General features: G+C 35.8%; 25 protein-coding genes and 1 pseudogene. 18 read left to right on the top strand and 8 right to left on the bottom strand.

What is annotated here, in order from left to right; all coding sequences use genetic code 11:
• Positions 1 to 789, top strand: coding sequence for a mechanosensitive ion channel (locus tag QPL79_RS04955; protein ID WP_285273679.1), 789 nt, complete (start codon positions 1 to 3; stop codon positions 787 to 789).
• On the opposite strand, the gene QPL79_RS04950 is transcribed toward QPL79_RS04955, so the two are convergent.
• The 4 genes from QPL79_RS04950 to QPL79_RS04935 form a co-directional block, all read right to left on the bottom strand.
• Positions 786 to 1,937 (bottom strand): CBS domain-containing protein, encoded by a 1,152-nt coding sequence (locus QPL79_RS04950; protein WP_285273678.1) that lies wholly within the window; start codon positions 1,935 to 1,937, stop codon positions 786 to 788. The two genes, QPL79_RS04955 and QPL79_RS04950, sit on opposite strands and share 4 nt — an antisense overlap.
• A 595-nt stretch (positions 1,938 to 2,532) precedes the next feature.
• On the bottom strand, positions 2,533 to 2,781 hold the full coding sequence (locus QPL79_RS04945) for a hypothetical protein (protein WP_285273677.1): 249 nt from the start codon (positions 2,779 to 2,781) through the stop codon (positions 2,533 to 2,535).
• Positions 2,747 to 3,571, bottom strand: coding sequence for a radical SAM protein (locus QPL79_RS04940; protein ID WP_285273676.1), 825 nt, complete (start codon positions 3,569 to 3,571; stop codon positions 2,747 to 2,749). The genes QPL79_RS04945 and QPL79_RS04940 overlap by 35 nt, the downstream gene beginning before the upstream one ends.
• A 22-nt stretch (positions 3,572 to 3,593) precedes the next feature.
• A complete protein-coding gene (locus QPL79_RS04935) occupies positions 3,594 to 4,289 on the bottom strand; it encodes a metal-dependent hydrolase (RefSeq protein ID WP_285273675.1) in 696 nt (231 codons plus the stop codon).
• Between the two features lie 82 nt (positions 4,290 to 4,371).
• Here QPL79_RS04935 and map point away from each other — a divergent pair, with 82 nt between their 5' ends.
• Positions 4,372 to 5,295, top strand: coding sequence for a type II methionyl aminopeptidase (gene map / locus QPL79_RS04930; RefSeq protein WP_285273674.1), 924 nt, complete (start codon positions 4,372 to 4,374; stop codon positions 5,293 to 5,295).
• 71 nt (positions 5,296 to 5,366) lie between these two features.
• On the opposite strand, the gene QPL79_RS04925 is transcribed toward map, so the two are convergent.
• Positions 5,367 to 6,140, bottom strand: a complete 774-nt coding sequence (locus QPL79_RS04925) for a KaiC domain-containing protein (RefSeq protein ID WP_285273673.1) — start codon at positions 6,138 to 6,140, stop codon at positions 5,367 to 5,369.
• A 310-nt stretch (positions 6,141 to 6,450) separates the two neighbouring features.
• On the opposite strand from QPL79_RS04925, the gene QPL79_RS04920 reads away from it, so the two are divergent.
• The 3 genes from QPL79_RS04920 (at position 6,451) to QPL79_RS04910 (ending at position 9,726) form a co-directional block, all read left to right on the top strand.
• Positions 6,451 to 7,815: an RAD55 family ATPase gene (locus QPL79_RS04920; RefSeq protein WP_285273672.1), complete on the top strand. Its 1,365-nt coding sequence runs from the start codon at positions 6,451 to 6,453 to the stop codon at positions 7,813 to 7,815.
• Positions 7,816 to 7,841: 26 nt separating this feature from the next.
• Positions 7,842 to 8,186, top strand: coding sequence for a hypothetical protein (locus QPL79_RS04915; RefSeq protein WP_285273671.1), 345 nt, complete (start codon positions 7,842 to 7,844; stop codon positions 8,184 to 8,186).
• Between the two features lie 154 nt (positions 8,187 to 8,340).
• Complete coding sequence (locus QPL79_RS04910; RefSeq protein WP_285273670.1) at positions 8,341 to 9,726, top strand: ATPase domain-containing protein; 1,386 nt, start codon at positions 8,341 to 8,343, stop codon at positions 9,724 to 9,726.
• Between the two features lie 18 nt (positions 9,727 to 9,744).
• On the opposite strand, the gene QPL79_RS04905 is transcribed toward QPL79_RS04910, so the two are convergent.
• The gene (locus QPL79_RS04905; RefSeq protein ID WP_285273669.1) at positions 9,745 to 10,548 is read right to left on the bottom strand and encodes a hypothetical protein; all 804 of its coding nucleotides are present in this window, start codon (positions 10,546 to 10,548) and stop codon (positions 9,745 to 9,747) included.
• 517 nt (positions 10,549 to 11,065) lie between these two features.
• Between QPL79_RS04905 and QPL79_RS04900 the strand changes: the two genes are divergently transcribed.
• The 3 genes from QPL79_RS04900 to QPL79_RS04890 all read left to right on the top strand — a co-directional run bounded on the left by QPL79_RS04900 (position 11,066) and on the right by QPL79_RS04890 (position 14,798).
• Positions 11,066 to 11,380, top strand: a complete 315-nt coding sequence (locus QPL79_RS04900) for a hypothetical protein (protein WP_285273668.1) — start codon at positions 11,066 to 11,068, stop codon at positions 11,378 to 11,380.
• Positions 11,381 to 11,538: 158 nt separating this feature from the next.
• The gene (locus QPL79_RS04895) at positions 11,539 to 12,981 is read left to right on the top strand and encodes a type II/IV secretion system ATPase subunit (protein WP_285273667.1); all 1,443 of its coding nucleotides are present in this window, start codon (positions 11,539 to 11,541) and stop codon (positions 12,979 to 12,981) included.
• 11 nt (positions 12,982 to 12,992) lie between these two features.
• A complete protein-coding gene (locus QPL79_RS04890) occupies positions 12,993 to 14,798 on the top strand; it encodes a hypothetical protein (RefSeq protein ID WP_285273666.1) in 1,806 nt (601 codons plus the stop codon).
• A 42-nt stretch (positions 14,799 to 14,840) separates the two neighbouring features.
• On the opposite strand, the gene QPL79_RS04885 is transcribed toward QPL79_RS04890, so the two are convergent.
• Positions 14,841 to 15,392 carry a hypothetical protein gene (locus tag QPL79_RS04885; RefSeq protein WP_285273665.1) on the bottom strand — a complete coding sequence of 184 codons (552 nt, stop codon included), beginning with the start codon at positions 15,390 to 15,392 and terminating at the stop codon, positions 14,841 to 14,843.
• A gap of 83 nt (positions 15,393 to 15,475) precedes the next feature.
• Between QPL79_RS04885 and QPL79_RS04880 the strand changes: the two genes are divergently transcribed.
• Genes QPL79_RS04880 through QPL79_RS04850 form a run of 7 tightly spaced genes read left to right on the top strand, consistent with a single transcriptional unit; the run spans position 15,476 to position 24,110 of the window.
• A complete protein-coding gene (locus tag QPL79_RS04880) occupies positions 15,476 to 17,377 on the top strand; it encodes a hypothetical protein (RefSeq protein ID WP_285273664.1) in 1,902 nt (633 codons plus the stop codon).
• Complete coding sequence (locus QPL79_RS04875; protein ID WP_285273663.1) at positions 17,374 to 19,359, top strand: hypothetical protein; 1,986 nt, start codon at positions 17,374 to 17,376, stop codon at positions 19,357 to 19,359. Before QPL79_RS04880 ends, QPL79_RS04875 begins: the two co-directional genes overlap by 4 nt.
• A gap of 4 nt (positions 19,360 to 19,363) precedes the next feature.
• Entirely contained in the window at positions 19,364 to 19,729 is a 366-nt protein-coding gene (locus QPL79_RS04870; protein ID WP_285273662.1) for a hypothetical protein, read from the top strand.
• Position 19,730: 1 nt separating this feature from the next.
• Positions 19,731 to 20,417 carry a hypothetical protein gene (locus QPL79_RS04865; RefSeq protein ID WP_285273661.1) on the top strand — a complete coding sequence of 229 codons (687 nt, stop codon included), beginning with the start codon at positions 19,731 to 19,733 and terminating at the stop codon, positions 20,415 to 20,417.
• Positions 20,417 to 21,859: a type II/IV secretion system ATPase subunit gene (locus QPL79_RS04860; RefSeq protein WP_285273660.1), complete on the top strand. Its 1,443-nt coding sequence runs from the start codon at positions 20,417 to 20,419 to the stop codon at positions 21,857 to 21,859. The genes QPL79_RS04865 and QPL79_RS04860 overlap by 1 nt, the downstream gene beginning before the upstream one ends.
• Positions 21,843 to 23,669 (top strand): hypothetical protein, encoded by a 1,827-nt coding sequence (locus QPL79_RS04855; protein WP_285273659.1) that lies wholly within the window; start codon positions 21,843 to 21,845, stop codon positions 23,667 to 23,669. Before QPL79_RS04860 ends, QPL79_RS04855 begins: the two co-directional genes overlap by 17 nt.
• 9 nt (positions 23,670 to 23,678) lie before the next feature.
• Positions 23,679 to 24,110 (top strand): hypothetical protein, encoded by a 432-nt coding sequence (locus QPL79_RS04850; RefSeq protein WP_285273658.1) that lies wholly within the window; start codon positions 23,679 to 23,681, stop codon positions 24,108 to 24,110.
• Between the two features lie 69 nt (positions 24,111 to 24,179).
• On the opposite strand, the gene QPL79_RS04845 is transcribed toward QPL79_RS04850, so the two are convergent.
• Positions 24,180 to 24,620, bottom strand: coding sequence for a hypothetical protein (locus QPL79_RS04845; RefSeq protein WP_285273657.1), 441 nt, complete (start codon positions 24,618 to 24,620; stop codon positions 24,180 to 24,182).
• A gap of 701 nt (positions 24,621 to 25,321) precedes the next feature.
• Between QPL79_RS04845 and QPL79_RS04840 the strand changes: the two are divergent.
• The 3 genes and pseudogenes from QPL79_RS04840 to QPL79_RS04830 form a co-directional block, all read left to right on the top strand.
• Positions 25,322 to 25,483: pseudogene (locus tag QPL79_RS04840) on the top strand (helix-turn-helix domain-containing protein); the annotation flags it as partial.
• Between the two features lies 1 nt (position 25,484).
• Complete coding sequence (locus QPL79_RS04835) at positions 25,485 to 25,880, top strand: hypothetical protein (protein ID WP_285273655.1); 396 nt, start codon at positions 25,485 to 25,487, stop codon at positions 25,878 to 25,880.
• 30 nt (positions 25,881 to 25,910) lie between these two features.
• The gene (locus tag QPL79_RS04830) at positions 25,911 to 26,852 is read left to right on the top strand and encodes an IS200/IS605 family accessory protein TnpB-related protein (RefSeq protein ID WP_285273654.1); all 942 of its coding nucleotides are present in this window, start codon (positions 25,911 to 25,913) and stop codon (positions 26,850 to 26,852) included.
• Positions 26,853 to 26,854 lie beyond the last annotated feature (2 nt).

Raw genomic sequence — 26,854 nt, 5'->3', positions numbered from 1 at the left:
ATGAGTAGCAACACCGCTTTTTCTATTTCACTACCGATTGATTTAAATATTTTCAATGACATACTTTATATACTAATTGCAATTGCCATAGTTATTGCTATATATGTTGCTGTTGGAAGAGTGCTTAGAGGACTTAGATTAAGAGGTGTTATATCTAGAAGAATTGAGGAGCTAATAAAAATTATTGTTTTAGTTTTTCTTATCCTAATATCTATACCAATTGCATTGTCGAATATTATACAATACTCCCTCTGGTTCTCAATAGCTATAGCAGTTATTGCCTTCGCTCTTGTAATTATCATGCTGAAAACATTTATTGAGAACACCTTTAGCTATTTAGTTCTTGTTTCATCTGGTATTTTGAGAGATGGGGAAAGCATACAGATTAATGTGAATGGCGTTACTTATGAGGGTAGGGTATCACTGTTGGAAGGCAACTTCATGGAGATACTGACTCATGATAACAAAATTGTTTATGTACCATATAAACATGTTCTAAACTCTGTCATTATTAAACAGTCTCTTCAAAACTTGAAGTTTAAATTGATTGTGCATGGCCATGGCATTGACATTGATAAAACATCGAATATTGTTAAAGAGGTATTGCCAAAATCAAGATTTGTTGTAGCAATTAATGAGTTAAGGTTATTGGAAATTCGCGAGGAAGAGGTATCATTTCTAATTGAGATTAGTTTGAGAAACCCTGACTCAGCAACTCAATGCTTATCAGATATCTATAAAATGTTGACAAAAAATGTTTCGCATAGACTCAGGATAGAAATGCTCTAATCAGTTTCCTTCGATTCTCTTCTCTTAATAGTTTCTGCTTTTTCTATTTGCTTTCTCAATCTCCTCTCAATTATTTCCAGAGCCTCTCTCACACATGTTGGTAAATCCCAGCATACTGATTGCGATGTTAATGCACCAATGTTTGTAACCATCTTTACTCTCACATTGTATCTTCTTCTACCCTCCTTATCTGTTTTTGTTTCTTCCCTTACCGACATCTTAAAATCTATAACGTTTATGTATCGTGAAAATTTTGAGAGATAATTGTTGACAAGTTTCTCTATCTGTAGTTTTGTAACATCTTCTTTTGCAACATCTGCTATCTTAGCTTCTACAGGTGTTAAAACCTTTAGCTGATCCAAATAAAGTTTCAATGCATCTAAGCCACTGAAAACCCCAAGAGGCTTATCATCAGCTGAGGCAACAGGAGCTCCAGATATTCTGTTTTCTAAAAGAATATTCACAGCTTTGTCTATGCTAGACCCTGTTGAAATTGTTATTGGAGGACTCGTCATGTAGTCAGCAACTGGTGCTGCTAGAAATGATTCCTCGCTTTGTATCCACTCATACCCCCTTCTTCTACTCAATCTAATTGTGTAAAGCCTTTCAACAATATCGCTCAATGTTATCACACCAGAAATCCTACCAGATTTATCAATAACAACAAGTCTTGAAATTCCACTTTTCAGCATTAACCATCTAGCTCTTGCAATACTCTCGCTTTCCTCAATGGTTATAGCTGGCTTGCTCATAGCACTATCAACTGGAGATGCTGGGAAAAGACCATTCTTATTCATGTAAGCCAACAGATTGTTTCTGGAGATTAAACCAGTAACAACATTATGAGTATTTGTAACAGGGATTTCCCTTGCTCTCCAAGAAACAAAGGCAGCAACAACTCTATTGAACTCTGTATTCTCATTAACAGAGAATGGGGGTTCCATAACGGTTTGAACCTTGGTATCTCTTCCAACACCCCTCATAAGAATATTTCTATAGCTGAGAACACCAATCAAAACATTTCTATCATCTACAACAGGTGCTGTAACAACTCTATGCTCTTTCATTTTAGGCAAAACCTCTCCAATTCTCATCGTGGGTCTAAGTATTATAGGTGGCTCAATAGCAAGATCAATTGCTGTAGACAAAACACCCACCACACACTATATGTCAAACTCAGACTATTTTAATTTGACTCTCAACAACTCCTTCAATTTTACAACATAGCTGCTTTAAACTCATCATTAACAACCTCATTTAACCAGTTTAAACACTAAGTGAATATAGATTTTATACATATTTTAACTTAATTTTGTTTTAGCTTAAAAATATATAAACCAAATTAGCATAACACTATATGTGAGTATATATGAGATTTAAATGCTCACATTGTAGATATGCTATTGTACGTCGCAACACAATTATCTGTAGCATCTTTGGTGATTCTAAGCTGAAAAACTGTGACAGATATACCCCCATTCAACAAATTTTTACAATACCATTACTATCTATGAGAAGCTCATATGGAGAAGCCACAATCTATGACTAGTGATATCAAAAAGGTTAATATTTTGAATTATTAATTTTTAAACTAAAATGAGAAGAGGCTTAGCAGCTAAGCCATTTAAACAGCAATGACTAGACTAATCAAAATGTTAACATAGCTGCAAACAAGTGATGAGACCGCTAGTGTCTGATTAGTGATGTGTACACACCCATCTGATTTCAGAGTTAGCTATTGTTTTACTTGTTTAGTTGTTTGCAGAGTTTTAATACAAATTTTTTGAGTTGTGGCGATGGCTCTTTGCATATTGTGCCTTCTCTTATCATTTCTGCAATTATTTTTCTTAGTTTTGTTCCATCAACATAAATCATTTCTATTTCCTCAAGCTCATTTCTAAGATAATCAAATGTTAAGCCATTTGGGTTTCTAGCCAAAACCTTTTTTATTAGTGTTCTAAGCTCTGTTTCTGCATAGTTTGTTGAATTCATCTAGCTTCACAACCTCTTTTTTTATTGGGTCTATGGCTATCCAAGGCTTTAAATCCTTCTTGCATAGTCTTTTCAAAACATTTGGATAAAGCTTCACATACTCTAATTCGATGTTGCTAGCCATGGCAGTGTCTATAGCTGTAAGTTTTTCGATTAGCTGGGAAAAGGATTCCTTGTTGCAAAAACTAAGCATAACCACAACAATTGTTTTAACACCATTATCAACAAGATTCTTCACAGCTTGCAGCTGCAAATTAAAGAAGCTTTTTTCAGCACCAGTTATCATGTAAAACTCTTCCTCGCTACAACCCTTCACAGAGACTCTGGCAATCACGAAGCTGTATTCGCTTAGTTTCTTTGCAATTAACTTGTCATATCCAATCATAATACCATTTGTTTCTAAAATAAACAGCATTTCTCTAGATCTTCCAAACGCTTTTACATAGTCCAAAACCTGGAGAAGATGATTTATAACTAGTGTTGGTTCTCCCCCACTTAGTCTAATGTAAACATGTTTTTTGCTTAAAGCTATTTGAGTTAGCTTCTGAGCAACAACAGAAGGTTTGTAGAATGAGCCAATAAAAGTTTTGTTTGCTTTCCAGCTCCAGCAATAAGCACAACTAAGATTGCAACCAGTTACATAACCTGTTGCAGACCCTCCATAGAATTTTGTTGAAGCAAATCCAAAATACTTTCTAGCAACTTCACCATCAATTTCAGTTGCAACAATTTTTTCAACTGTCTTGGCAACCTCCACCGGGTTGTATCCAATGCCAAAAGCTTTGGACATATTATGAGGCCTGTTGATGAAGCTATACCCTTGTTTCCTCACCTGGCTTTAGAATTCTTATCTCAACACCTGGAATCCTCTGTTTAACAAGTTCAGCAAATCTATTTGGATCTGCTGAAATAACATTGAATGTGTTGTAATGCATTGGTATTACTATTGAAGGCTTCAAAAGCTCAACAGCTTTAACAGCTTCCTCAATTCCCATGGTGAAATGACCTCCTATTGGAAGCATAGCAACAACAGGTTTGTACAACTCTTGAATAAGCCTCATATCCCCAAAAACTCCTGTGTCTCCAGCATGGTAAACAGCCTTTCCCTCTCCAAAAATAATAACACCTGTGGGGCTGCCACGAGATGAACTGTGAAATGCTGGTGTTAAAACAATTCCAAGGTCTTTCCCAAGTTTTATAAAACCTCCTATATTTGCTGGAATGCTTCTATCAACAGCTCCAGCCTTTCTAGCCAGTTCCTCAGCAAGCTCAAAAACAGCAACAATTCTTGCATTTCTACATCTTCGCAAAAGCTCTTCAGCCTCTCCAACATGATCCCCATGATCATGTGTAACAACAATAAAGTCCACTTCTCGATAATCCTTCAAAAATGATTCAACACTTCTATAAGGAGATAGTGGATTTGTAATCCAAGGATCAATCAAAATTCTTGATTCACCAACTTCTACAATAAAAGCTGCATGTCCAAGCCATCTAATCAAAACCATTTTTAATCACAGAACAGTCATAATTTTAACACGTTAAAAAGTTTTGAAAGATCATTTAAATGTTTCAGGTGTTTCAAGGTCTATGTCTACTCAAATCGAGATTGAAAGCTATATCAAAGCTGGTCAAATTGCTTGCAAAGTTTTGAATGAGGCTACGAAAATCGTTAGAATTGGTGCAAAGGTTATTGAGATTGCTGAATATATTGAGAATAGAATTGTTGAGTTAGGTGGTAAACCAGCATTTCCCGTGAACATATCTATAAATAGTGTAGCAGCGCACTATACACCACATCCAGATGATGATTTTGTTGTGCCAAGCAATTCTGTTGTTAAAGTTGATGTTGGTGTTCATGTTGATGGATACATAGCTGATACAGCAATAACCATAGCTTTTGATGATAGGTATAACTTGTTGTGTGAAGCTGCTAAAAATGCTTTGGAAAAGGCTTTAACTATTGCAGATGTTGGTGTAAAGTTTAATGAGGTTGGACATGTTGTGGAATCTGTTATTAGAAGCTATGGCTTTAAACCAATATATAATCTTAGTGGGCATAGCCTAGACAGATTCTCTATACATGCTGGAGAAGTCATTCCCAACTACAGAAATAGACTTGTTTTTGGCTCTTTCAAAGCTGGAAGAGCGTATGCCATAGAGCCTTTCGCAACTAATGGAGATGGGTATGTGGTGGAGGATAAAAAGGTGGTTATATATGCTCTTAAGCCAAACCCCAAAAAGCTTTCTAAACTTAGCCAAGAAATTCAAAATATTTACAACACAATATATGATGATAGAAAAACACTGCCATTTGCATTAAGATGGTATAAAAGCAAGTTTGATTTGAGAATTCTTGAAGATGCAATGAAGATTCTTGTTTCAAATGGGCTTGCAATAGCCTATCCAGTTCTAGTTGAGAGAAGCGGGGGGGTTGTTGCACAATACGAACACACAATATTGTTTACAGGTAAAAAAGAGAAAATCATTACAACTATCTGTGCTAATTCCTGATATCATTTTTCTTTCAATTCCATTTACTGATTCTAAAATTCCTTTAAAATAAAAACATCTAGGCTGTTATTCTATTCTTCCTCAGACTTTCCTTTCTCAATTTCTTCATAGCTTCCTCTGAAAACCTTTAGCACCTTGTTGTGGTAAACAACAATACCCTTATCTGTTATCTCAAATGGGTGTCTTCTCATGCTGTGGCTTGTTCCTCTCATTTTCCACACTATCAAACTTCTTTTGAGCTCTCCACCAATTTCATCAAGATCAAGTCTCACTATGCCATCAGCTGCATGCTCAACTCCAGGTCCTCCAAACCCTCTCTCAGTTACAGATACTTGGCTAACAAGAAAAGCTGTAACACCCAATCCACTCAAAACCTTTTTTATTTGCATAATAATTCCTCTTGCTAGAGAAGGTCTTGTTATGTACAGAGTTGAAACAGAGTCTATTACTGCTCTCTGAGCATTGAGATCCTTAATAGCATCTCTAACAACATCAACTAAATGTCCAACATCTGTAGGATCTGGAACAACATACTTTTCCCTCTTAGCATATTCCCCAATGCCACCAGTAAAAGCATCAACAATTTCAAACATTCCCTTCTTCTCAAATGGTGTAACATCCCACCCAAATTGCTTCATATTTTGCTTAACCTGTGCTGGATGCTCCTCAAGAACAACATATATTCCTGGCTCACCCATTTGAAGACCATTCCATATGAACTGTTGACTAAGAATAGTCTTCCCAGTCCCCGGACCCCCACTAACCAAAACAATGTTTCTCTTTGGAATGCCCCCATGCAATATCTCATCAAAACCTGGTATACCTGTTTTAACCCTCTCTGACAAGACAAATCACCAAAAAATATTTGTCGAAAGAGCATTATTAGTTTTACTTCTTTATTTGTTGTGCTGATCAATTATTGCTTTTGGTTTAGCCCTTCCTTAATTTTTTACAGTAAAATTCATTAAACAACTCATCTATTCTTAATATATCTATTTCTTTTCACATCTATTACATGCAAAGGCAATTAAGAGAGAAGTTGATACTCACAATGCAAACAGCTAGTAATGGAACTAATAATGGAGAAAGTAAGGATAAAATTTATAAATTTTCATCTTCATGTAATGTGGTATGGTTGTAAAAGGTTTACATGACATGGATAGCAGGACTATTGAGTATTTAAAAAGTGTTTTGGGGGATTTTGTTAAAGAGCCTAGGCTTATTGTTGTAGCTGGTCATCCAGGAGCTGGAAAAACCACTCTCGCCTCAATTATTTGTTTACATGCTATGCAAACTAATGAGAAGTGCTTGTACATGTCTTTTCAGGAGGATAAAAACAGGTTGTTTAAGCAACTTGCAGGTGTTGGTATAGCTCTTGATTATTTTGATGCTAAAGGGCTTTTAAGATTTATTAAACTTCCTATTCCAGGTGATGAAGAAGCTGTACATATTTTCATGAATGAGATGCTGAAAAGTATTAGCGATTTTAATCCCAGGATCATTGTCATAGACTCTATTACAGCATTGTTTAAAGGTCTTAGAGATGATGTTAAAATTCGAGGATATTTACAAAATCTTTTTTGGGAATTGCAAAAAATTGTTTTAGGCAGTATTGTAATGGTTGTAGAAGTTGCTTTAGGGCAGGAATATCCGAGTTTAGGTGACATAGAATTTATTGCTGATGCTATTCTCATATTGAAGCACAGAATTGATGAAGGATTGATTGAGAGATTCATGGAGATTAGAAAGATTAGAGGTAGAGAACTTTTAGTAGCTGAAATACCATTTTCTATAAGAGGTGTCCAGGGAATTGTTCTTCATCCACCAGTAATACCCAGAGAAATTAAGTCCATTGCTAAATCACATTTAAAACTTAAGCGAGTTAACAACGAATATGAGTTTGAAGAAGTTAGAAAACCCGTACATGTAACACTAATAGAGTTTACTCCACAAATCTTACCATCTACATGCCTACTACTATCAATACTTATGCATGCACCTAGAAACGAGAAAATACTAATTATAAGCTATAAACATTCCGAAGATGAGCTTAAACATTATATCATTGATGTGTTTAGGAAATATGCTGATGAAGAAACAATTGAAAGAGTTTTAAACAGAATTGTTATTAGAGCCGTTAATCCGCTAGCCTATAGCATTTATGAGCGAACAGCAATGGAGTTATCTCTTGTTGATGAGGTTAAGCCAGGAGCTGTAGTGTTTTACAACTCTTCACTACCACTTATGCTTGAATCAAATAAGGAAAGGTATTTACGCACATTATTTAACGAAACACTTGCTTTAAAGTCTAGAGGTGTTGAAGTAATACTAGCTGAAGCTAAATCACCTCCAGAACTATCTACAATTAAGAGAATGCTAGCAGATAGCATGATACATATTGATTGTATTGATAACTATTGTCTTGATTATACAGTTAGGATTGTTGAATGGGGAGAAGAAACTCTACTGACAAAAGCCGATGTTGAAAAGTTAATAAGCAAACTCTTAATTCTTGGTTAGCATCATTTTGTTTTTGGTGTTTGTTAATGAGTGAGGAAGAGGCTTGGATACAAAACCTAAAAAGTTATATGCATAATCACATTCTTAAGAGAGTTCCTGGTATGCTTAATTTGCTTAATATTCTCTCAATTTCCTTAACCGGTATGGATTGTATAACACTTTTCCTCACATCACCAAGCAAACTATACCAACTCATACTAACACATTTCAAAGGAGATATAACAACAACAGACTACACATTCAAAATACTATTCCTAAACCCAATAGCTGAATATTTAAGGAATTCAAATATTGTTAATGAGTTGTTGCACTTGGCAAAGATAGGTAGGGATAGAGAATTTTTTGAGCTTATCAAAAAGTATTCACAGTAATTACACAAGATTTTGTTTAATATATGAATTTCAATGATTTTATATAACTAGCATTATTTTAGTTTAAGGGCTAAATGATTTAATACTTGTGTAACAATTTAAACATATGCTAGAATAGGCTATGTTAAGCTCTAGAAGTGTTAAGAGTGATTTAATGAGTAAATTATTTGTTTTTGGTATTGAAAATCTTGATAAGGTTCTTGGCAAATCACTTGCTCCAGGAACACTTCTTGTTGTAGCTGGTCATCCAGGATCTGGTAAAACCACATTGGCTTCAACAATGTGCTACGCTAATGCTGTTAATGGGAGGAAGTGTCTTTACATATCTTTTCAAGAGCATAGAGATAAGCTTTATGCATATATGAAGAGACTTGGCATTGATTTGGAGAGTGTAGAGAAAAGTGGTTTATTACTGTTTGTGAAATTTCCGTTAATTTCTAAGCATGAAGTTGTTGAACATACTATAAATAGCATTTCTGAGGTTTTAGCAAATTTCAAGCCAGATATAATTGTTGTGGACTCTGTTACGCCACTTCTAAAAGCTGTTGAAAGTGATGTTGCTGCAAGAGCTTTTATACAAAACTTTTTTGCAGAGCTTCCCAGATTAGTCAATGGCTTAGCTATTTTAATAGCTGAAATACCAATAGGCAAAGAATCTATAGATCTTGGAGACATAGAATTTGTTTCAGATATTGTTTTCATTCTTAAGCATAGAATTGAGCATGGTTTTTTGATTAGAGAATTGGAGGTTAGAAAAGCTAGGGGATCCTCTATACACACAGTTCAAATACCATTCACATTTGTTGAAAAGAAGGGACTTGTATTTTTCACACCAATAATTCTAGAGGAGATACCAGAGATTCGTGAAGAGTTCATAAAACTTCCATGCAAAAAGCTTAGCAGCTACTTTAATAGCATTAGAAAAGGTGAAGTAGTGTACATAGCCTATCCAGCTGATGCTAGACCAGCAAACATATTAATGCTGCTACTTTCTATCGCTAAACTCAATAACTTCAAGGCGTTGATAATAAGCTACAAGTATTCACCAAAAGATATGAAGACCTTTATAAAGAATCAGCTATTGACACATGGCATAGATGAAGAAAAAATTGATAAAATAATTAATGAGCATATAGTGATAAGAAGCTTGAATCCTTCATCTCTACCACTAACACAGTTAATGATGCAAGAACTAGAAATAGTAAATGAAGTAAAACCAGATATTGTAATATTCCATGGTGTTGGCACTTATTCTATAGAAAATGAATTTATTTGGAAAAGAGATTTGCTTAACCAGTTGCTGTACCTAAGAAGTTTAGGAGTAACTGTTGTTAGAATGGGGGCAATAAATGAGTTATATGAATACAATGTGTTAATGGCTGACACCATACTAAGATTCAATCTAGAGAAAATCAATAGCAAAGATGCTGAATACACATTGTATGTTTGGAGACGAGGAATGGAAAAACCAGCGATATTAAATCAGAGAGACATAGATGATTGTATAAGTGATTGCATTGAGATTTTAAAGAATGCATAGAATCTTTGACGAGGTACGCTAATAGACTAAGTCAACATCAATCCAACCCAATTTATCAATAGGAACCTTTTCTATTTTTATTTTTTCCCCTATCAGTTTTCCTCCCGGTGCAACTGTTGTTGGAGTTATAGTGGTGCTTGTCTGTGTTATTATATTTCCATTTACATCATATAATGTTATGATAAGAGTTGCTGTCTTTGTTATAGTAATTGTTTGTCTAGCATACACTCTAAGTTCCACTACTGATTTGGTAAAGCCTATTTCGGCTTCACCAATGTATACACTCTTATTGAGATTTAAAGCTATGTTTTCTGGAGGAACTATTCTTGTAATTGTCAATGTTCTTGTAGTTGTTAGTGTTATTACTGGAGGTGCTAAGGTGGTTTTGTTTATCGGTATGAATGCTATTGGATATGTTCCTTCACTTAAAAATACAAGTCCTTGATACATTGCATTAAGGCTAGGCAAACTTACATTGAATTTTATTACACATATGCTTCCAGGTATAACAACATTGCCATTGCATCCCTCTACTCCAATACTTGGGTTAGAGCCAATCTCACTACCACTTATTGTTATGGTGTTTTTACCAGCATACACAATAATTTGCTGTATCTTAACAGGATTTCCACGCTCATGCCTTATCTTTATCAATACCTCAGCTACACTATCACTAACTGTGTAGGCTTCTGCATAAACACCTAGAGCAGGAGATTTATTGACCTGGTCAACAACATAGACATAGAGAAATATGGAGCTTATAACAACACCCATAAAAGCTATTGTTGCAAGAATTGCTAGATATGGATGCTCCACACCCACATACATTCACCTTGCACATATAGTGTTTTATCGTGAATTTCTGAACATTAGTAAAAGCTATATGAAAATATAAACATTGCACACATTAAGATTATTCTAATAATAAACTTGAACATTTGTAAAATAGCTGTGTCTCATTAGGTAAGGAAACACTATTTGGAGTTAATACTATATTCAATACCTGTAACCATCTACAAAATATCTACATTTAGTACGATTAAATGATTGTGATTATTCTGAAGAGAGCAAATCTGGTTAGAGTCACAAGATTATGCTAAGTATTGTTAGTAAGAAAATGGCTGTTGCAATTTATGAAAACGAATTAGATTTAAACATTGGAGATGCACATAAATATTTAAAGAAGCTTCATTCTTCGTTGGGGAAGGCAAATAATTTGCATAGCTCTAACTGAGACTGCTATATAAATTTTTCGGTAATTTAATGACTTCATTATCATGAATGAAAAAGAGATTATGTTGTTGTATAAAATATGTTATTGAGGTTAGAGGTGTTGCATATGAGTACTTTAGAGGAGTTGAGATATAAAATCCATAGCTATATTTCAAGTCGTGTTCCTGGTATGCTTAATTTGCTTAATATTCTCTCAATTTCCTTAACCGGTATGGATTGTATAACACTTTTCCTCACATCACCAAGCAAACTATATCAACTCATACTAACACATTTCAAAGGAGATATAACAACAACAGACTACACATTCAAAATACTATTCCTAAACCCAATAGCTGAGCTGTTGAAAAAACCTGAAATTGTTGATGAGCTATCGCATATGGTGAAAACAGGTAATGACATAAAGATTTTTTTGAACTAATGGGATTAACTGAAAACACTGGGTACAACATGTAATTTTCGCCCATATTTTCTTTTACAGAAGTCTTCTCTAAATCTAGATCTAGATCCATTAATGGGTTTTTAGAATTATAGTTTTTAAGTCTTATTTCATTAAACCTCTGAAATAGAAGAGGAAATATGTCAGTTAGATTTGAAATAAAGCTTCGCTTGCTTTATCCACCTAAGGAGAAAATTCAGTGTGTTGAGCAATATTCTTTACCTCGTAGTGGGAAACCCGTTTACATTGTGTGTATTTCAAATGGGAAATACATAGTCTATGACGCTTTTCTGCAGGACTCCAATGCTATGAACAGAATTAGGAAGTTGGAAGAGAAGCTCTACGATATTGTTATGGTTAAAGAGTCTATCGATGAGGAAATAGCGAGAATAGGTGATGATAGTTTGAGACATGTTGTTGAGAGACAACTTATTGGCTATGGTGTTTTAGAGCCTTTTTACATGGATCCAGACATAATCAATGCACATATAATGATTGGCAGACCTATACAGGTTATTCATAGAGTTTATGGTGTTCTTGAAACAAATATTGAGCTGAGCGAGGAGGAGGTTAAGGAAATTGCAATGAGGCTTGCAGCTACTGCTGGAAAACCTCTTTCAGAAGCAATGCCATTAGCAAGTTTTATTGAGCCTAGATACGAGTCTAGAGTGTCTATTGTCTACATGTCTGATGTTACCATGAGAAGAAACATTGTTGTTGACATTAGAAAACCACCTGAAAACCCATGGACAATTCTAAAGCTTATTCATTATGGTAGCCTAAGTTTTGAGGAAGCTGCTTTTCTGTGGCTTATGGTTAAATATAAAATTCCTATAATTATTGTTGGAGAAATGATGACAGGTAAAACAACACTTGCATCAGCTTTGCTTGCACTTGTTCCTCCATGGGTAAGAATTATGACAGTAGAAGATGCGCCAGAGTTTAGACTACCAGTAAAGTACTGGGTTCGTACAACAACTAGGGAGTTTGGAGAATATAAAATAACTGTGTTTGATTTAGTGAAAACAGGTGTTAGACTATCTCTTGACTATCTCATAATAGGTGAGATCAGGGGTGAGGAGGCAAGGGAGTGGGCAAACGCAATTCTTCTTGGACATGGAGCAATAACAACATTTCATGCTGAAAGCCCAGAAGCTGCATTACTAAGACTCATATCTCCACCTATTTCAGTTGATCCACAAGTCATTAAACTTCTAAATGTTTTTGTTAAAACAAATGCTTTTGAAAGACCCAAAGGTCGTGTTTATAGACATGAGGTTTACGTGCATGAGGAAGGTACCGTAACACCACTATTCATCTACGATAGTGATTTAGACACAATAATTTTGAATAACAACATCAAGAATCCCATAAAGGATCTCAAATTTATAGAGAGAATAGTTCGTGCCCATAGAGTTTCTAGAGACTTTTTAGAGAAAGAATACAAATCAATGATAGAAACATTGAAGAATGTATATAGCGAATATGTGAAAATAGATCCAAAACTTGATAGGCCTAGCTATAAAGAATTGCCTAGCATACTATATAGCAAATTTATGGAGATGCTGAATAGAGCAAGTTAGAGATGCGTACCTTGTTTGGATTGAATATTTTTAAAAATGTTAAAAATACTGTTATGGATTTTGTTGTTAAGAACATTGATTTGCTAATCACATTATCTATATACATTCTATTAACAACAATTTACAAAGCTTGGTGTATAAGCACATTAGCAACGCTACTTGGATTAACTGTGGTTGTATCATTTATTGGCAAATTTCTTAGAAAATTTGAGAACAGATCTCGCACTATACTAACTCTGAATTTCATTAAATCTGGAAAAGGTCTTAGCTCAAAAACCATAGCAACACTTGCATATGTTCTTAAAATACTTGTTATAGTATTTATCATGGTGCTTGGTTATGCAATAGCATTTGCTAAACCATATTACCTAATTGCTTTAGTTGTTATTGGATCCTCAATTCTATTCACATATCACCTTCCCCAAATCTACATAGCTTTTGCTTCTTCTCAAAGAAAAATAGATGCTGAAGTCGAGTTGCCATATGTATTAATATTTTTAAGAGCAATAACACCTCTTAGACTACCCATATACGAGTTTCTTAGAGAAATTGAAGATAGTGTAGCTCTAAAGAGTTTTGCAAAAGAGATTAAACTTGCAAGAAAGGTTTCTAGTGTTACATCAACATCTTTTCTAACATCTCTAGACATGGTTGCAGCAAACCACCCCTCAGATAAGATTAGAGATCTTTTTAGAAGAGTTATTGGAGCTGCAATTTCAATGGGGGACATAAGAGATGTTACTGAGAGAGTATTCGAGGAGGTTTACACATGGTTTGAGTCAAAGGTTTCTGGACTTGTGGAAAAGTTTACAATAATTGTTGGCACAGCTCTTTTCGCATACTTTTTCGCACCCATTCTAATAGCATCCATAACTCCTGTAATTGGTGGTGTAACACTGTTTTTGGTTATTATCATTCTCAGTGTTCAGGTTTTGACATTTTTCTTGCTCTATGCTTTAGTCTCAAGCTACTATCCATCAAGCCTAGTTGTAAAGCCTCCCAAAACACTGTTTTTTGTTGGAGAAACTGCGTTAATCATATCCATTGCTATACCAATAACAAACATTTTCATGGCTATAACAATGAATTATTTGAGTAATACAACATTGATATTTATTCTTCTCGCAATTCTTGCTATACCAACAATTCTCTCCGAAAAGGAGATTCTCAAGTCGAGATTCTATGACAGGTTTGTTAAAATGGCTTCTGACGCACTTAGCTTATCAGCTGCAACTGGTGAAAACCCTGCTATACTTCTTTCTGAATACTCTAAAAGATTTGGAAGAAGAATGATAAGATTTGTTAGATCTATTGTTAGCAGCTACACATCTACCACATTGAGAAAAGCACTTGTGTTAAGAGCTCCAAGCATTTACCACGCATCCTTTATTGAAACTCTTACGACACTACTTAGACTAGGCTATAGCCCAGAATCTCTCAAAGCTTTTGCAGCAAGCTATGAAAGATTAAATATTGCTGTGAGTAGAGTTAGATCATTTGCAAACACATTAGAAGGTGTTATGATCGGTCTTTCAGCACTTGTTGGAGCATTTCTTGTTTATTTAGCCAATGTGTATAGCTACATGGCTAATCTCATTAAAGGTGTTGAAATGCCTAAGACAATAGCTGTAATAACATTTGATCCAAGAGTTTACACTGTTATAGAGTCTCTATCAATTCTATCACTAATCCTAACATCAGTTTTTGTTGGAAAAGTTCGTGGAGGATCAGTACTATACAGCTTTAGAACAGCAATATTAATGCTAATAGTTTTTCTATTGGCAAGATTCATAGCATCAATTATAAAACCCTTCTAACCTTTTCCAAAACCCAAAAATGTTTCCAGCTACAAACAAATCCTATGTCTCACTGCAAAACATCAACTCTTTTAAGAACTTGTTCGAATCCTCTAAAAACAACTTAGCTAATACATCAACAGATTTACAAAATCTTATTTCAGATGCAGATCTTAAAAGAACTTTTACAGCTACCTCAGCTCCGGACAAGGAACCATAAACTTTCATAAGAATGTTTCTAAGAGTTTCTGGATCACTAAGCAACAAAGTTTTACAGTCTTTGTTTGCAAAACTTCTACAATACATATCTAGAGTGTGAAGAAGTGTGGCATTAGCATCGCTAGCACCTCTTAAAGTAGCTGTAATAGGTTTTGCAATGAAAAGCCTTTTTTGAATTTCATCAAATGATATATAGCCCAACTCCATAACAAACCTCAAAGTCTCTATAGCCATAGCAATTTTTTCATCAATTCTCTTCTTAACAATACTTACAGTAGGCAAAGACTTTCCCAATTCCTTAGCTACTTTAGAAATGGATTTAAGTCTAATGAACACTTCCAAAACCTTGGCCTCTTCCTCTGTAAACAGTGTTTGACCAAATCTCTTTTTTCTCAACGCAACACACCTCTAACAAATATTTGTATTAGAAAACTTTAAATAATTTTTACAAACTTGTTTAAAAGTTATTAACCGAGGAAGTGAAGAGTATTTCGGGAGCTGCAGTGGGTCTTTCACATACTGTTTTGGGAATAATAGCGTTTTTGATATTCACCACTCTCATGTTTTCCGTAGTTTTCTCAACAATACAAACTCTTTACCAAGTAAATAACATTCCATTGATTAGCGTATTTGCTCAAGCTTTTAAAGATCTTGAAACAGCTAATACAACCGTAGCTATAACAATTAGGCATGAGGGTGGAGCTCCTGAGGAAATACGCTACATAGCTATATACGATGGAGGCAAGTGGATAAACATAAGCAATTTGAATATGAAAAACAGCTGTGTAGCTGTTGAAACCAATGGGCTTTACTCAAATGTTATTTACCCAGGTCAATATACAATAGAACTTGTTTTCAATAACACATGCTACAGTTTTGAATATGGCAAAAGCTATAGCGGATTCATTGTATTTAGCAATGGCATATACCCATTCTCTTTCACACCAATGTATATTGCAAAGCCCTTAAAAAATGCGAAACCATTTTGCGACACAGCTTTTATGAATGTAATTATAAATAGTAGGAATGTTGAAAATCTTGTTAAGAATTTTGATAACTGGATTGCTAAGGGAGCTGAAGTAGTATATACAGGAGAGAGTTTAATTGTTAAAGATTCTACAAAGGGTTTGGGCTTTACATACTATAACCTAAATGTTGAAACAAATTTAACACAAGGCTCTTGGATAGTATCGAGAATGACTCTAGTAAATGTTACGGAAGATGTTGGTGGCTGCAATAATTTTGTGAAATGGGGTATAGGAATATATTTCAAATTCAAAGAGTCTCAACCTAAAGAAGAAGTTGTTTTTATAGGTATCGAGGCAAATGCGTGTGGAAGTAAATTTGCTATTGAAGACTATGTCATTTCAAATAATAGGTATAGTCTAGTTAGTAGCGTGAATATTGATGGTAAAAACATCAACAGTTTCATTAACAAGTCATTCATTTTAATAGCATATGTTCAGATGGATAAAAACAAAAACTTTCTAAATGTAACAGCAGTATTATTCGATGAAAGAGAAGGTTCTAGAATTGCATCTGTCAATGGCGTTGTAAAGCTTCCAGGTACACCAGGTGTTCCATGGGAACATACACTCTCCTTAGCTGTTGACTATGCAACAGCTAGATACGATCTTCTAGTTCTTTTACCAAAATACTTATCGCCATACATCACAATTTCTAGCATTCCAAACAATTACATTATCGAAATATTTGATTCGGCAACCAATAATCAGTGGAGTTGTGTTATAGGAGCTAATTGCACTATTGTTAACAACTCTATTGTAACTCCCTTTGTATATCTTGAGAAAGGAAGTGTAATCACTGTTAGATACCCTGCGCTATGTGGAAAACCAATAGCAATTAGATTTATTTCACCTACATCCATAGAGCCTACATCGCTTGTGATATTTAGTCGAGCAAAGGTCTACTTCAAACCAGTGCTTGATGGCAATATTGCTATTGTGAACATAACTCTTCCCTACATAAACAATTCTATAAGTGTTGTAGGTTTTGTAGCAAATAATATTACTAATAGAAATAAAGCTTCTGTGAGAATAAGGCTTAGTCTAGATACTGAACATAGTTTTGTAAGATATTTGAAAGCAAACATATCAATTATTAACAGCAAAGGCATTTCCATAACACAGAAAAGCATTGCTATAGACAACGGCTTTTTCACATCAAATACAAGTGACTGGTCTATTAGCATCGGAGGTGGGGAGAGTGCCTACATGTATATTAATGGTTATTTCACATCAAAACTTGTTCAAGAATCAAAGATCGTTCTCTACATAAGCATCTATATAGAAAGTGAGTCTACAGAAATACCAATAAAAATTAATTTGGTAACAATATATGTAAAGCCTTATAACTGGTGATAAAAATAACCACAAAGAAACTTGCATTGCTTATCTTAAAGCTTTTAATTATTGCATTAATTGCTTTACCTATTCTACACCTCCATAACACTTATGCCATGACAGCAGCTGAGAAAGAGTCTCAGTGGATTCGAATCTCAAGTAATATTTCAAAACATGTTGTGTTAGTGGATACGGATTTTGATGGAATTGCAGATAGGATTGTTATAGACAATGCTATAATAACTCCAACAGGTAGTTACATAACAAATTCTATACCATTTAAAATGTTTTTCCAAGACAATGAAAACCCATGTACATTATTCTACAACGCTTTTAGCGGAAACCTGAGAATTATTTGCAAAAACAGTGTTTACGATTTTAGTGTTCCTGCTAATGCAACACTACATATCTATAGATATGGTGTTTCCATAGGCGATGTGATAATATCAAGAGGTTTTGCATATAAAGTTAATGTTCCTGGGGCTCCAGTTTATGTTGATGGAGAGCTTGCTGTTGTGGCTACATATGGTGGGTGGCTTAGACTATACTATGTTAATAGAGGTGTTGAGGAGAAGATATATCAAATGGGTTTGAGAATATTTGAGGCTATATACAATAGCTCTAGCAAAATGCTTTACATTATAGCATCATCAGAAACCTCAACATATATACTAAAGTATAATGTATCATCTAAAATATTTTATTATGAACCTTTAAATATTGGCTCAGCTCTGCAAGTCTTTTCCACATCCAAATCGGTTTACATCTTAACAGATGAAGGTGCGCTGTACAGAGTTGAGCTATCAACAAGCAAAACCATGCTCATAGATTATGGCTCTAAAATATTCTACCCCGCAGATTCTCCAAATAGCTTAATCTTGCTTGGAAAAAGAAAAGTCGTTAAAATAATAGATTATGGCAGTTCCATAAATTTTGAGGAGTGTCAATTACCCAATGTAGATAGTGTTTATGCTGTTGATTGGTATGGACCTTTAATAGCTGTAGCAACAAACTTGGGTGTGTATATCGCAAGTACGAAAAGTCTTGAGCTCTCTATAAACTATCCAACAACTGTTTACGCTGGACAGTTGTTTACCATAAGAGTTGCTAGCTCATACCCCATAGTCATAACATCTATTGATAATTCCATGTTTAGATCATCTAATGGTTTAATTGTGGCAAATATTTCTCTTCCAAAAGGAGTTCACAAAGTAGGGGTTGTAACGTGTTTGGGAATTTTATGTATTCATAGAGAAGGAAATATAACATCTATTCCAAAACCTCTTAAACTAGTTGTTTACTACCCAGCTGAGGTGAGACCATATCAAAACATCTCCATAGCTATAAGAACATTTGATGCTCTAAACAATTATGAAACAAGGGTTTCATGCGTTATCAGAGATTCTCATGGCAACATATACAAGGTTTTGTCGGGATCTGAAACCAGTGTTGTGGCAACACCTGATATAGACTCAGCGGTTTTCACCATAACCTGTGGCAATGAGTATTACTCAGAAGAGTCTAGAACTATTAAAATAGTTTTTTCAGAGCCTTACCTTGCTATAAAAACTATTTACAATGGCTCTGGAAACCTGTGCTTAACTGGTTATAACAAGTACTTGGAAGCTCCATGGAATGACGAAATAATGATTGTGCTGAACAACAAAAACACTTCGCTAGGTAAAGGCATTGCATGTGTTAAGCTAAGGCCTGGCGATAACAAGTTGAGTGTGTTTCTCGTAAGAAACAACATTACATACTATTCTCAAGATCTGGATGTTGTCTATTATGAGAATGTGTGGAGTGTTCCAGCAGGGGAAAGAGTTGTTATAGGTGATAGAGTTACAACAACAACTGTGGTGGTAACAAAAACAGAGAAGTTTCCAGTTGTATATGAGGTGAAGACAATTGATCCGCTAGCAGCAATTGGCATAGCTGTTTTAGCCTCGAGTATTACCTATGTTGCTTTACTGCTTGTTAACAAGGCTAGAAGGGGTTGACTCTATGAAGATAACTAAAATGGTTTATGAATCCATGCCAGGGATTGTGCTTATGGTTATAGGGCTTGGTATTGCCTATCTAAACCATGTTAGTGTTTCTTTAACACCTCTTCTATCAATTTTAATAACCTTTATCGTGGCTGGAGTAGCAAGCAAAGCTATTTTGAAAAACGCTTTGAGAAGGTTTTACACATGGAGGCTGTTTGACGTGGTTTCACCACTGCTTTTCTCAATACCTCTTACTCTCATTCTACACACAGGTTATGTATATGCCTACATGTATATTGGTGAAGTATCTGAAATGTCTAGTTCCATGCTTATTGGCTTAGGCATATTTCTGCTTGCATATCCCATACTAAAGGTGATGTGAAATGAATGTTTTCTACGAGTTTGTGTTCTTCGTCATAAACTCTCTTTTACTACTTCTAGAGGGTGTATCTGATTACAAATTCAGGGGGGTGCCAATACAACTAGTCACAACACATACTATAATAGCTATAGCCTCTACAATCTACAGGCTGTTGACCATGGATCTACAAACATTTCTAAAGATATACATTGGCTTAGCTGTTGTTGCAACGATTTTTGTAATTCTATATATGTTCACTGGGCTAATAGGTGAAGGAGATGTGGTTATAGCCATTATCACCACAGCACAATCGCCTTGCATTGCTGTTGGATACTTTAAATATTTATCAATTCAAGCAATACTAGCAATAGTTATTGCATCTAGCTATCTCCTATTTCACTATATGAGAACAACTCCAGTGGTTTACATAGAGGGTTTGGGAAGAGTAAGAGCTAAAGCACGCTATGCTGCAGATCTTAAGTATAGCAATTTGAAGGAAACACCCATATATGTTGAGGGATTAGGGGAAATACCAAAAGATGTTGTAAAAAGCTTGAGCAAATTAAGAAAGTTTCTAGAGAATGCCTCGGACAATGCTATTGTTTACACAATTCCCAACTATCCATTCATATTCTATTACTCCATATTCTTCATATTTACCTACATACTTTTGTCTGTATTATCAATTCTCTTGAGTTTGGTGATGTGATGTCGGTTAAACCAGTTATAAGAATGCTGTATCCACCTAAAGAGCTGAAATGTGTTGATAGCTACGAGATAGAGGATTTGTATATAGCTTGCATAACATTTGATAAAAGGTATGTGGTATTCGATAAAACTGTTGGTATAGAGCCTCTCACTGTTTTGGAGAGTAAGGCTGAAAGCTATTTGAAAAACATTTTGGTTTCTAGGGAAAGGGACTTCTCCAAGGTTATAAGCCAAGCTGAGAAACCTATTAGGCATATACTTGAGAGACAGCTTTTTGGCTATGGAGTTGTAGAGCCTATGCTAATGGATGAAAACGTTATAGATATTCACATTGTTATGAATAATCCGATAAAGGTTACTCATAGAAGATATGGGGATATGGAATCAAACATTATGTTGAGTGAGGAGGAGATTAAGGAGCTTGTAATGAGAATGTCAACACTTGCTGGAAAAGCAGTTTCAGAGGCAAATCCATTGGCAAGTTTTATTGAGCCTAGATACGAGGCTAGGGTTTCTATTGTATACCTATCGGATGTGACTTTGAGAAAATCTGCAACAGTTGACATTAGGAAGCAGCCTAAGAAGCCATGGTCTATACTAAAAATTATAGATCTGGGCACATTGACAGTGGATGAAGCATCTTTTCTGTGGCTAGCAATAAAATATAAGGTTCCTATAATGATTGTTGGAGAAATGATGAGTGGTAAAACAACACTTGCAACAGCTATTCTGAATCTCATTCCACCAAACTCGAAGATTATAACAATTGAGGATGCGCCAGAAATAAAGCTTTGTACAAAGTATTGGACTAGAACAACAACTAGGGAAACTGCTGAAAACCCTGTTACAGTGTTTAGTCTTTTGAAAGTTGCTCTTAGACTATCTGTTGACTATGTTGTTGTTGGCGAGGTCAGGGGTGAGGAGGCGAGGGATTGGGCACAGGCTATTCTTCTTGGTCATGGAGCTGTAACAACGTTTCATGCTGATTCACCAGAATCAGCATTGCTAAGACTTACAACACCTCCGATAATGGTTAATCCACAAGCTCTTAAGCTTCTCAACGTTTTTGTGAAAACAATTCCACTGAGAAAAGAGGAGAAGCTTGTTAGAAGAAGTGAGATATACATATATGATGCTGCTTCTGATAGTGGAGAGTATAAACTATACCCACTCTTCACATATAATCCAAAAAACGATGCTGTGCAGATAAACCCAGGTTTTGAAAACCCCATAAAAAGTTTTCCATTCTTTAAAAGAGTTGTTCTAGCCCATGGAATAACGCTTGATGATTTGGAGAAGGAGTATAATGCTATGAGAAATGTTATGAGAAGTGTTTATGAAGAGGCTAAAAAGATTGATCCTCTTCTCGAAAAACCAGATGTGTGTGAACTAGCTGATTTGCTTTATAAAAGGCTTGGTGATGCTATTGGTAATAAGATATAGAGGCTGGGTTCTTCTAGCAATTCTAATGATTGTCTCATTTGCAATGGGAGCTACGCTTAGATATCTTGGTTTACCTATTTTCTATGGCTATCCAATAATAATGCTTTTGCTTTTAGCAACATATCTTCACAGCTACATCCTAGAGCTTTTTGCAGGTTTTGTTGAAAGGCTTTCAGCAAGTAAAATGCTTTTCATAGGTAGGCCTCTTCCACCAAGGTATGCAGAATCATATGCTGTTATAGTTCAAATGCTTAGCTATTCAGTAATTGTTTCCATAGCCATTGGAGCAACATATTTTCTTGCCTATGGATATATACCAATGTGGTTATTGCTAACAGTATTCATTATGATGACCATACTTGTGGTTATAGCCTTGTTACCAAATCTCCAAGTTCTCTTCATAGTATCGTCGAGAAAAACAAGTACCGAGATTGAGCTTCCATTTCTATTGCTGCTATTCAAAGTTCTTAGCTCAACACATTTAACTCTATATGACATGCTTAATGCTGTTGAGAATAGCAGTGTTTTGAAGAGCTGGTCTAATGAGGTTAGAAGTGCTAAGAGAATTGCATCTGTTCTTGGCTCATCGCTTGCAACTGCCATGGGTGTTGTTTCTGAGAATCATCCTTCTCAAATTGTTAGAGAAATTTTTAGAAGATTGCTTGTAGTAGCAATTTCTGTTGGTAGTATAAGAGATGTTGCTGAGAAAGCTTTTGGGCAAATATATTCGCAGCTGGAAATGCGTTTAAGTAGCTTGGTAGACAAGTTGACTATTGTTAATGGTGTTTTGATATTTGGGTTTTTGTTCATACCAATAACATTTGCTGTTGTTGCGCCCATATATGGTGGTAGCCCTGCTATGAGCTTTGTAATACCACTTGCATTCTTCTCGCTATTCTTCTTCATAATCTATGCCACGGTAGCAAACATGTATCCATCATCTTTTGAGATAACACCTCCAAAAATTCTAAGCTATCTCAGCATAGCAAGCTTCTCGCTAATGGCGATGATTACACTGTTTTCAGGTTTTTCTCTATTGATTCGTGGAAGTAGCTTCTTTGCAGATACAGCACTACCTGTAGTGCTATTGGTTATAGCAGCGCCAGCAACTATCTATTCTGAGCTTTGGCTTAGAAAAGCAAGAGTTTATGACAAGTTTATTAGACTTGCAATGGATGCTTCAACAGTTTCTGCTAGTCTTGGAGAAAACTTTGTTTCTGTTTTGAAAAGACTTGCACCTAGGTATGGTAGAGATGTTGAGAAAATTGTTGATAGAATTGTTTTAGCTCAGGTAACAAGCTATTTGAGGGAGGAGATTGTTAGAGATGCTCCAAGCATGTTCCACGCAGCATTCATAGAAACGCTTATGCATGCTATTTCAATGGGTGCTAAACAGGAAATGGTGAAGGAGCTTACATCATCTTATGAGCATCTCATGAACTCCTACTCCAAGCTTGTGAATACTGCAAGAACACAGGAGATGATGATTATAGGTCTTGTTGCTATGCTAAGCATATTCCTTGGATTCATAAAAAATATTTTCACAGGTTTTGCAGAAGCTTTGAATAAATTAGCTGCTCAGGGAGCGTGGAGAGCAAGCCTAGCCACAATAAACATAAATCCTTTGACATTCAACATATTGTTCTACACAATTATGCTAGCACTGCTATTTCTATCAGCAATAGTTGGGAAAATGAGGGGAGGGTCGATAGCATACGGATTTAGAACAGCAGTTATAATGATAACGTTGTTCAGCATTGGAATGACACTATCAAAAGTATTTGCATCACAAGTGATGACATTTCCATAGTGAGTAGCCATGGCAATTGAGTATCCAGTACTAGCAATGATTGCAGCACTAATGTTTGTTGCAATAATTTTTAGCACACTATACCTCTACATATACATAGTCAACGAAATTAACAAAGTACCCGTGGTTTCGGGAACAGCAGAAGCATATGCAATACTAAACACAGTGAGAATAATTATAAAGGTTTCTCACGAAAGAGGAGAGCCCGTGCAGCTACAAAAAATAGTGATGTACATAAACAGTGAAAGCTATGCTTACACACCACAACAGCTAAAGCTAATAGGATTCGAAAACAACACCTTGAGCCCAGGATCAACAGCATACATAACAATAAACATAACAACCACAAAAACAGTTAAAACAGGACAAGCAATAATACACTTCGACAAAGGAATACTAACACTAAAGTTTATAGTATATAACCTAACGCAAATAACATGAAACAATAAATTATTATTCCATAAAAAAAGATTTTGTTTAAATATGATTAGCAACTACAACTAATGATCATCAACTGCTTTTTACTACGTATGCTGTAAATGAATAGGTACCCGCAGTTGTTGCCACAAATCCATCAACAGTCTTTCCAGTACCACAAACATCACCATTAAATGTTGCTTTAATTGTTTTAGCACTACCTGCAGGAACAGTAACCTCATTAGTGCTTGTGTCGAACTGATTTGTTTGTTTACCGCCTAATACTATATATGAGACCGTAATATTTTCATTTCCAACATTTTTGAGAGTTATGTACAGTGTTGATTGGCTGGTTGATTGGCCCTTTGAGCAGTTTACCACGGGTGTTCCAACAACTACTAGTGTGCCTGTTTTTCCTGCTGTTGGCGCAAACCACCAGAACCATGCTAGCAGTATTAGACCTGCTGCTATAATGCCTATTGTCACTATTATTGCTAGTACAGGTGCACTCAAATCTCCTTTGACTATTCTCACCTAACTCACCTCTTCACATACTTTTTCTAACAAGTTTATAAATTTTTACAAAATTATTAAAGTTCTCAGCCCAAACAACATTTTACATGGGCTTGACGCTATCTCACTATTTTAGAATGCAGGGTGTTTAGTTGTAAGCCTTAGCAAAATTTGTAACACGAAATACCCCATCCAAATTTCCCAGCTAGTAAACTATATATGCACACTGCTCTTTAACTCTATTCATTTCTCCAGTGCTGAAAATTGCTTCAGCATTTGCTTAGCAAAAAACATCTTGGTTTTCACCAAAATTCGACTCTTTCAATAAAAATTGATTCATTTAACAAGAAATACTTAATGCTATTTCTTGAGATGAATTGAAGAAGAAATTTCTTGGTGCAATTCCCACAATTTTTGCTGCTTTTTGTTTTTGGAATTTCTTAAAAGTTTTTAGTGTTTTCATTGAAATTTCATATAAAGTATGAACAAGTTGCTGTAAACAACTTGGGTTTTACAAGTAGCTTCATTACAGTGAAAACTGGAGACAGGAAATAAGAGGCTTAACTTATTTCACGAACTTGTCCAGTTTTCCTTGTAGAATCTACAAACACTTTTCTTCTAGGTGTTTATCCATGTTGCTTAGTTGCTGCACAATGCAAGGCTGTTTTCGATTTAGTGATGAATTTAAATACTTTTGATTACTTCTAATTACTTGATGAGAAATGGAGAAGCTGTATAAGCTTAGTGAGTTTGCTAGGATTGTTGGTGTTAGTCGTAGTGCTGTGATTAAGTGGATTAGGATGGGGAAAGTTAGAGCTGTTAATATTCATGGTAGGTGGTATATCCCTGAGTCTGAGTATGAGAGACTGATCAGGGGTGAAGGCAGTGAGCATTCAGCTAAAAACCCTTGAAAGGACAGTTGTCTTAGAGGGTTGGACTAATAGGGTTGGTAGAGAAGCTCTTAGAGAGATCTTTGAAGCTTATAGAGACATGCTTCAGCAGATGGTTGATTATGCAGTTGAACATAGTGCATCGCAGGCCACTCTACATAGAGTATTCTACAATAAGTTCAGGGAGAAGTACCCCTGGTTGCCGACAAGGGTTATCAAGGGTTGTTACAGAGATGCGGTTAGAAGGGCTAAGTCGTTTAGGGAGTTGAAGAAGAGGGGAATAGCTAAGACTGGCAAGCCCGTTGTAAAGAGCATCACAGTGATCTACTCTGATTCGCAGGATTGGAGATTAGTAGGTGGAGTCGTCGAACTGAGGACTCATAGGGACTAGATAAAGATCCATTACAGAAGCCACAAGCAATTGCATAAGTACCTCTACAACGACTGGAAACTCTCAAGTGAGCTTAGAATCAAGCTTAATGGAAAGAGGGTCTTGCTCTACTTGACCTTTAAGAAAGACTTCGAGGTCTCTTGCAATCCAAGAAACGTTGCTGCTGTGGATGTTAACGAAAACAACGTTACGCTAGCACTGTTTAAGGATGGTAAGCTCAGTGAGGTCTACAGAGTTGAGACAAAGCTAGGTAGAGTTGTTATTGCATACTCCGAGAGGAGGAAGAGAATAACTGAGGGCAAGTCAACAAAGGACAGAAGCGTGAAGAAAGCACTTAGGAAGCTGAGGGAGAGGGAGAGGAAGATGGACATTATCTACAAGACCGCTAGATTCATTGAGAAGCTGGCTTATATAAACAACGCTGTTGTGGTTGTTGGAAATGTTCACAAGAGTAAAGGAAAGTTTGTTAGTAAGTCGAGGAACAGCAAGCTCAGGCATAGAATTCACCAGTGGAGTGTCTCAAAGCTAGTAGAAATATTGAATAACAAGCCCCTATATGTTGTTGAGGAGTCAGAGGCATACTCTTCCTCAAAAGATCCTTTTAGTGGAAAGCCCATCAAAAACTACACCCCCTCTGTGATTCGCATTGCGTTGAGAGGGGGTAAGAGAGTAAGAGTAGCCAAGATCACCCTAAGACTAGTTAGGCTGGGAAATGGGCTGATCCTAGACAGGGACATCATTGGAGCCATAAACATTGGGTTGAAGCACCTATCCACAGATGGGAGCCTTGTGGCGTTGGGCTCGACAGGGCCCCATGAGGTGTGGGTGAAGCTAGTGAACCCACATCAAGGGCCAACCCCACTCATGAAGTTAAAAGTAGTTGAAACCAATTATAAGTACCGTGAGTGGGGAAACGCTTCTTTGAAGCTATTGAGATTAGCTGTAGAAAAACCTATGGTTCTAGCTGCATAGAC

Source organism: Ignisphaera cupida (assembly GCF_030186535.1).
Classification (GTDB): domain Archaea; phylum Thermoproteota; class Thermoprotei_A; order Sulfolobales; family Ignisphaeraceae; genus Ignisphaera; species Ignisphaera cupida.
Note: the sequence above shows the minus strand (reverse complement) of the source record. Positions and strands in the feature narration are given on the sequence as shown.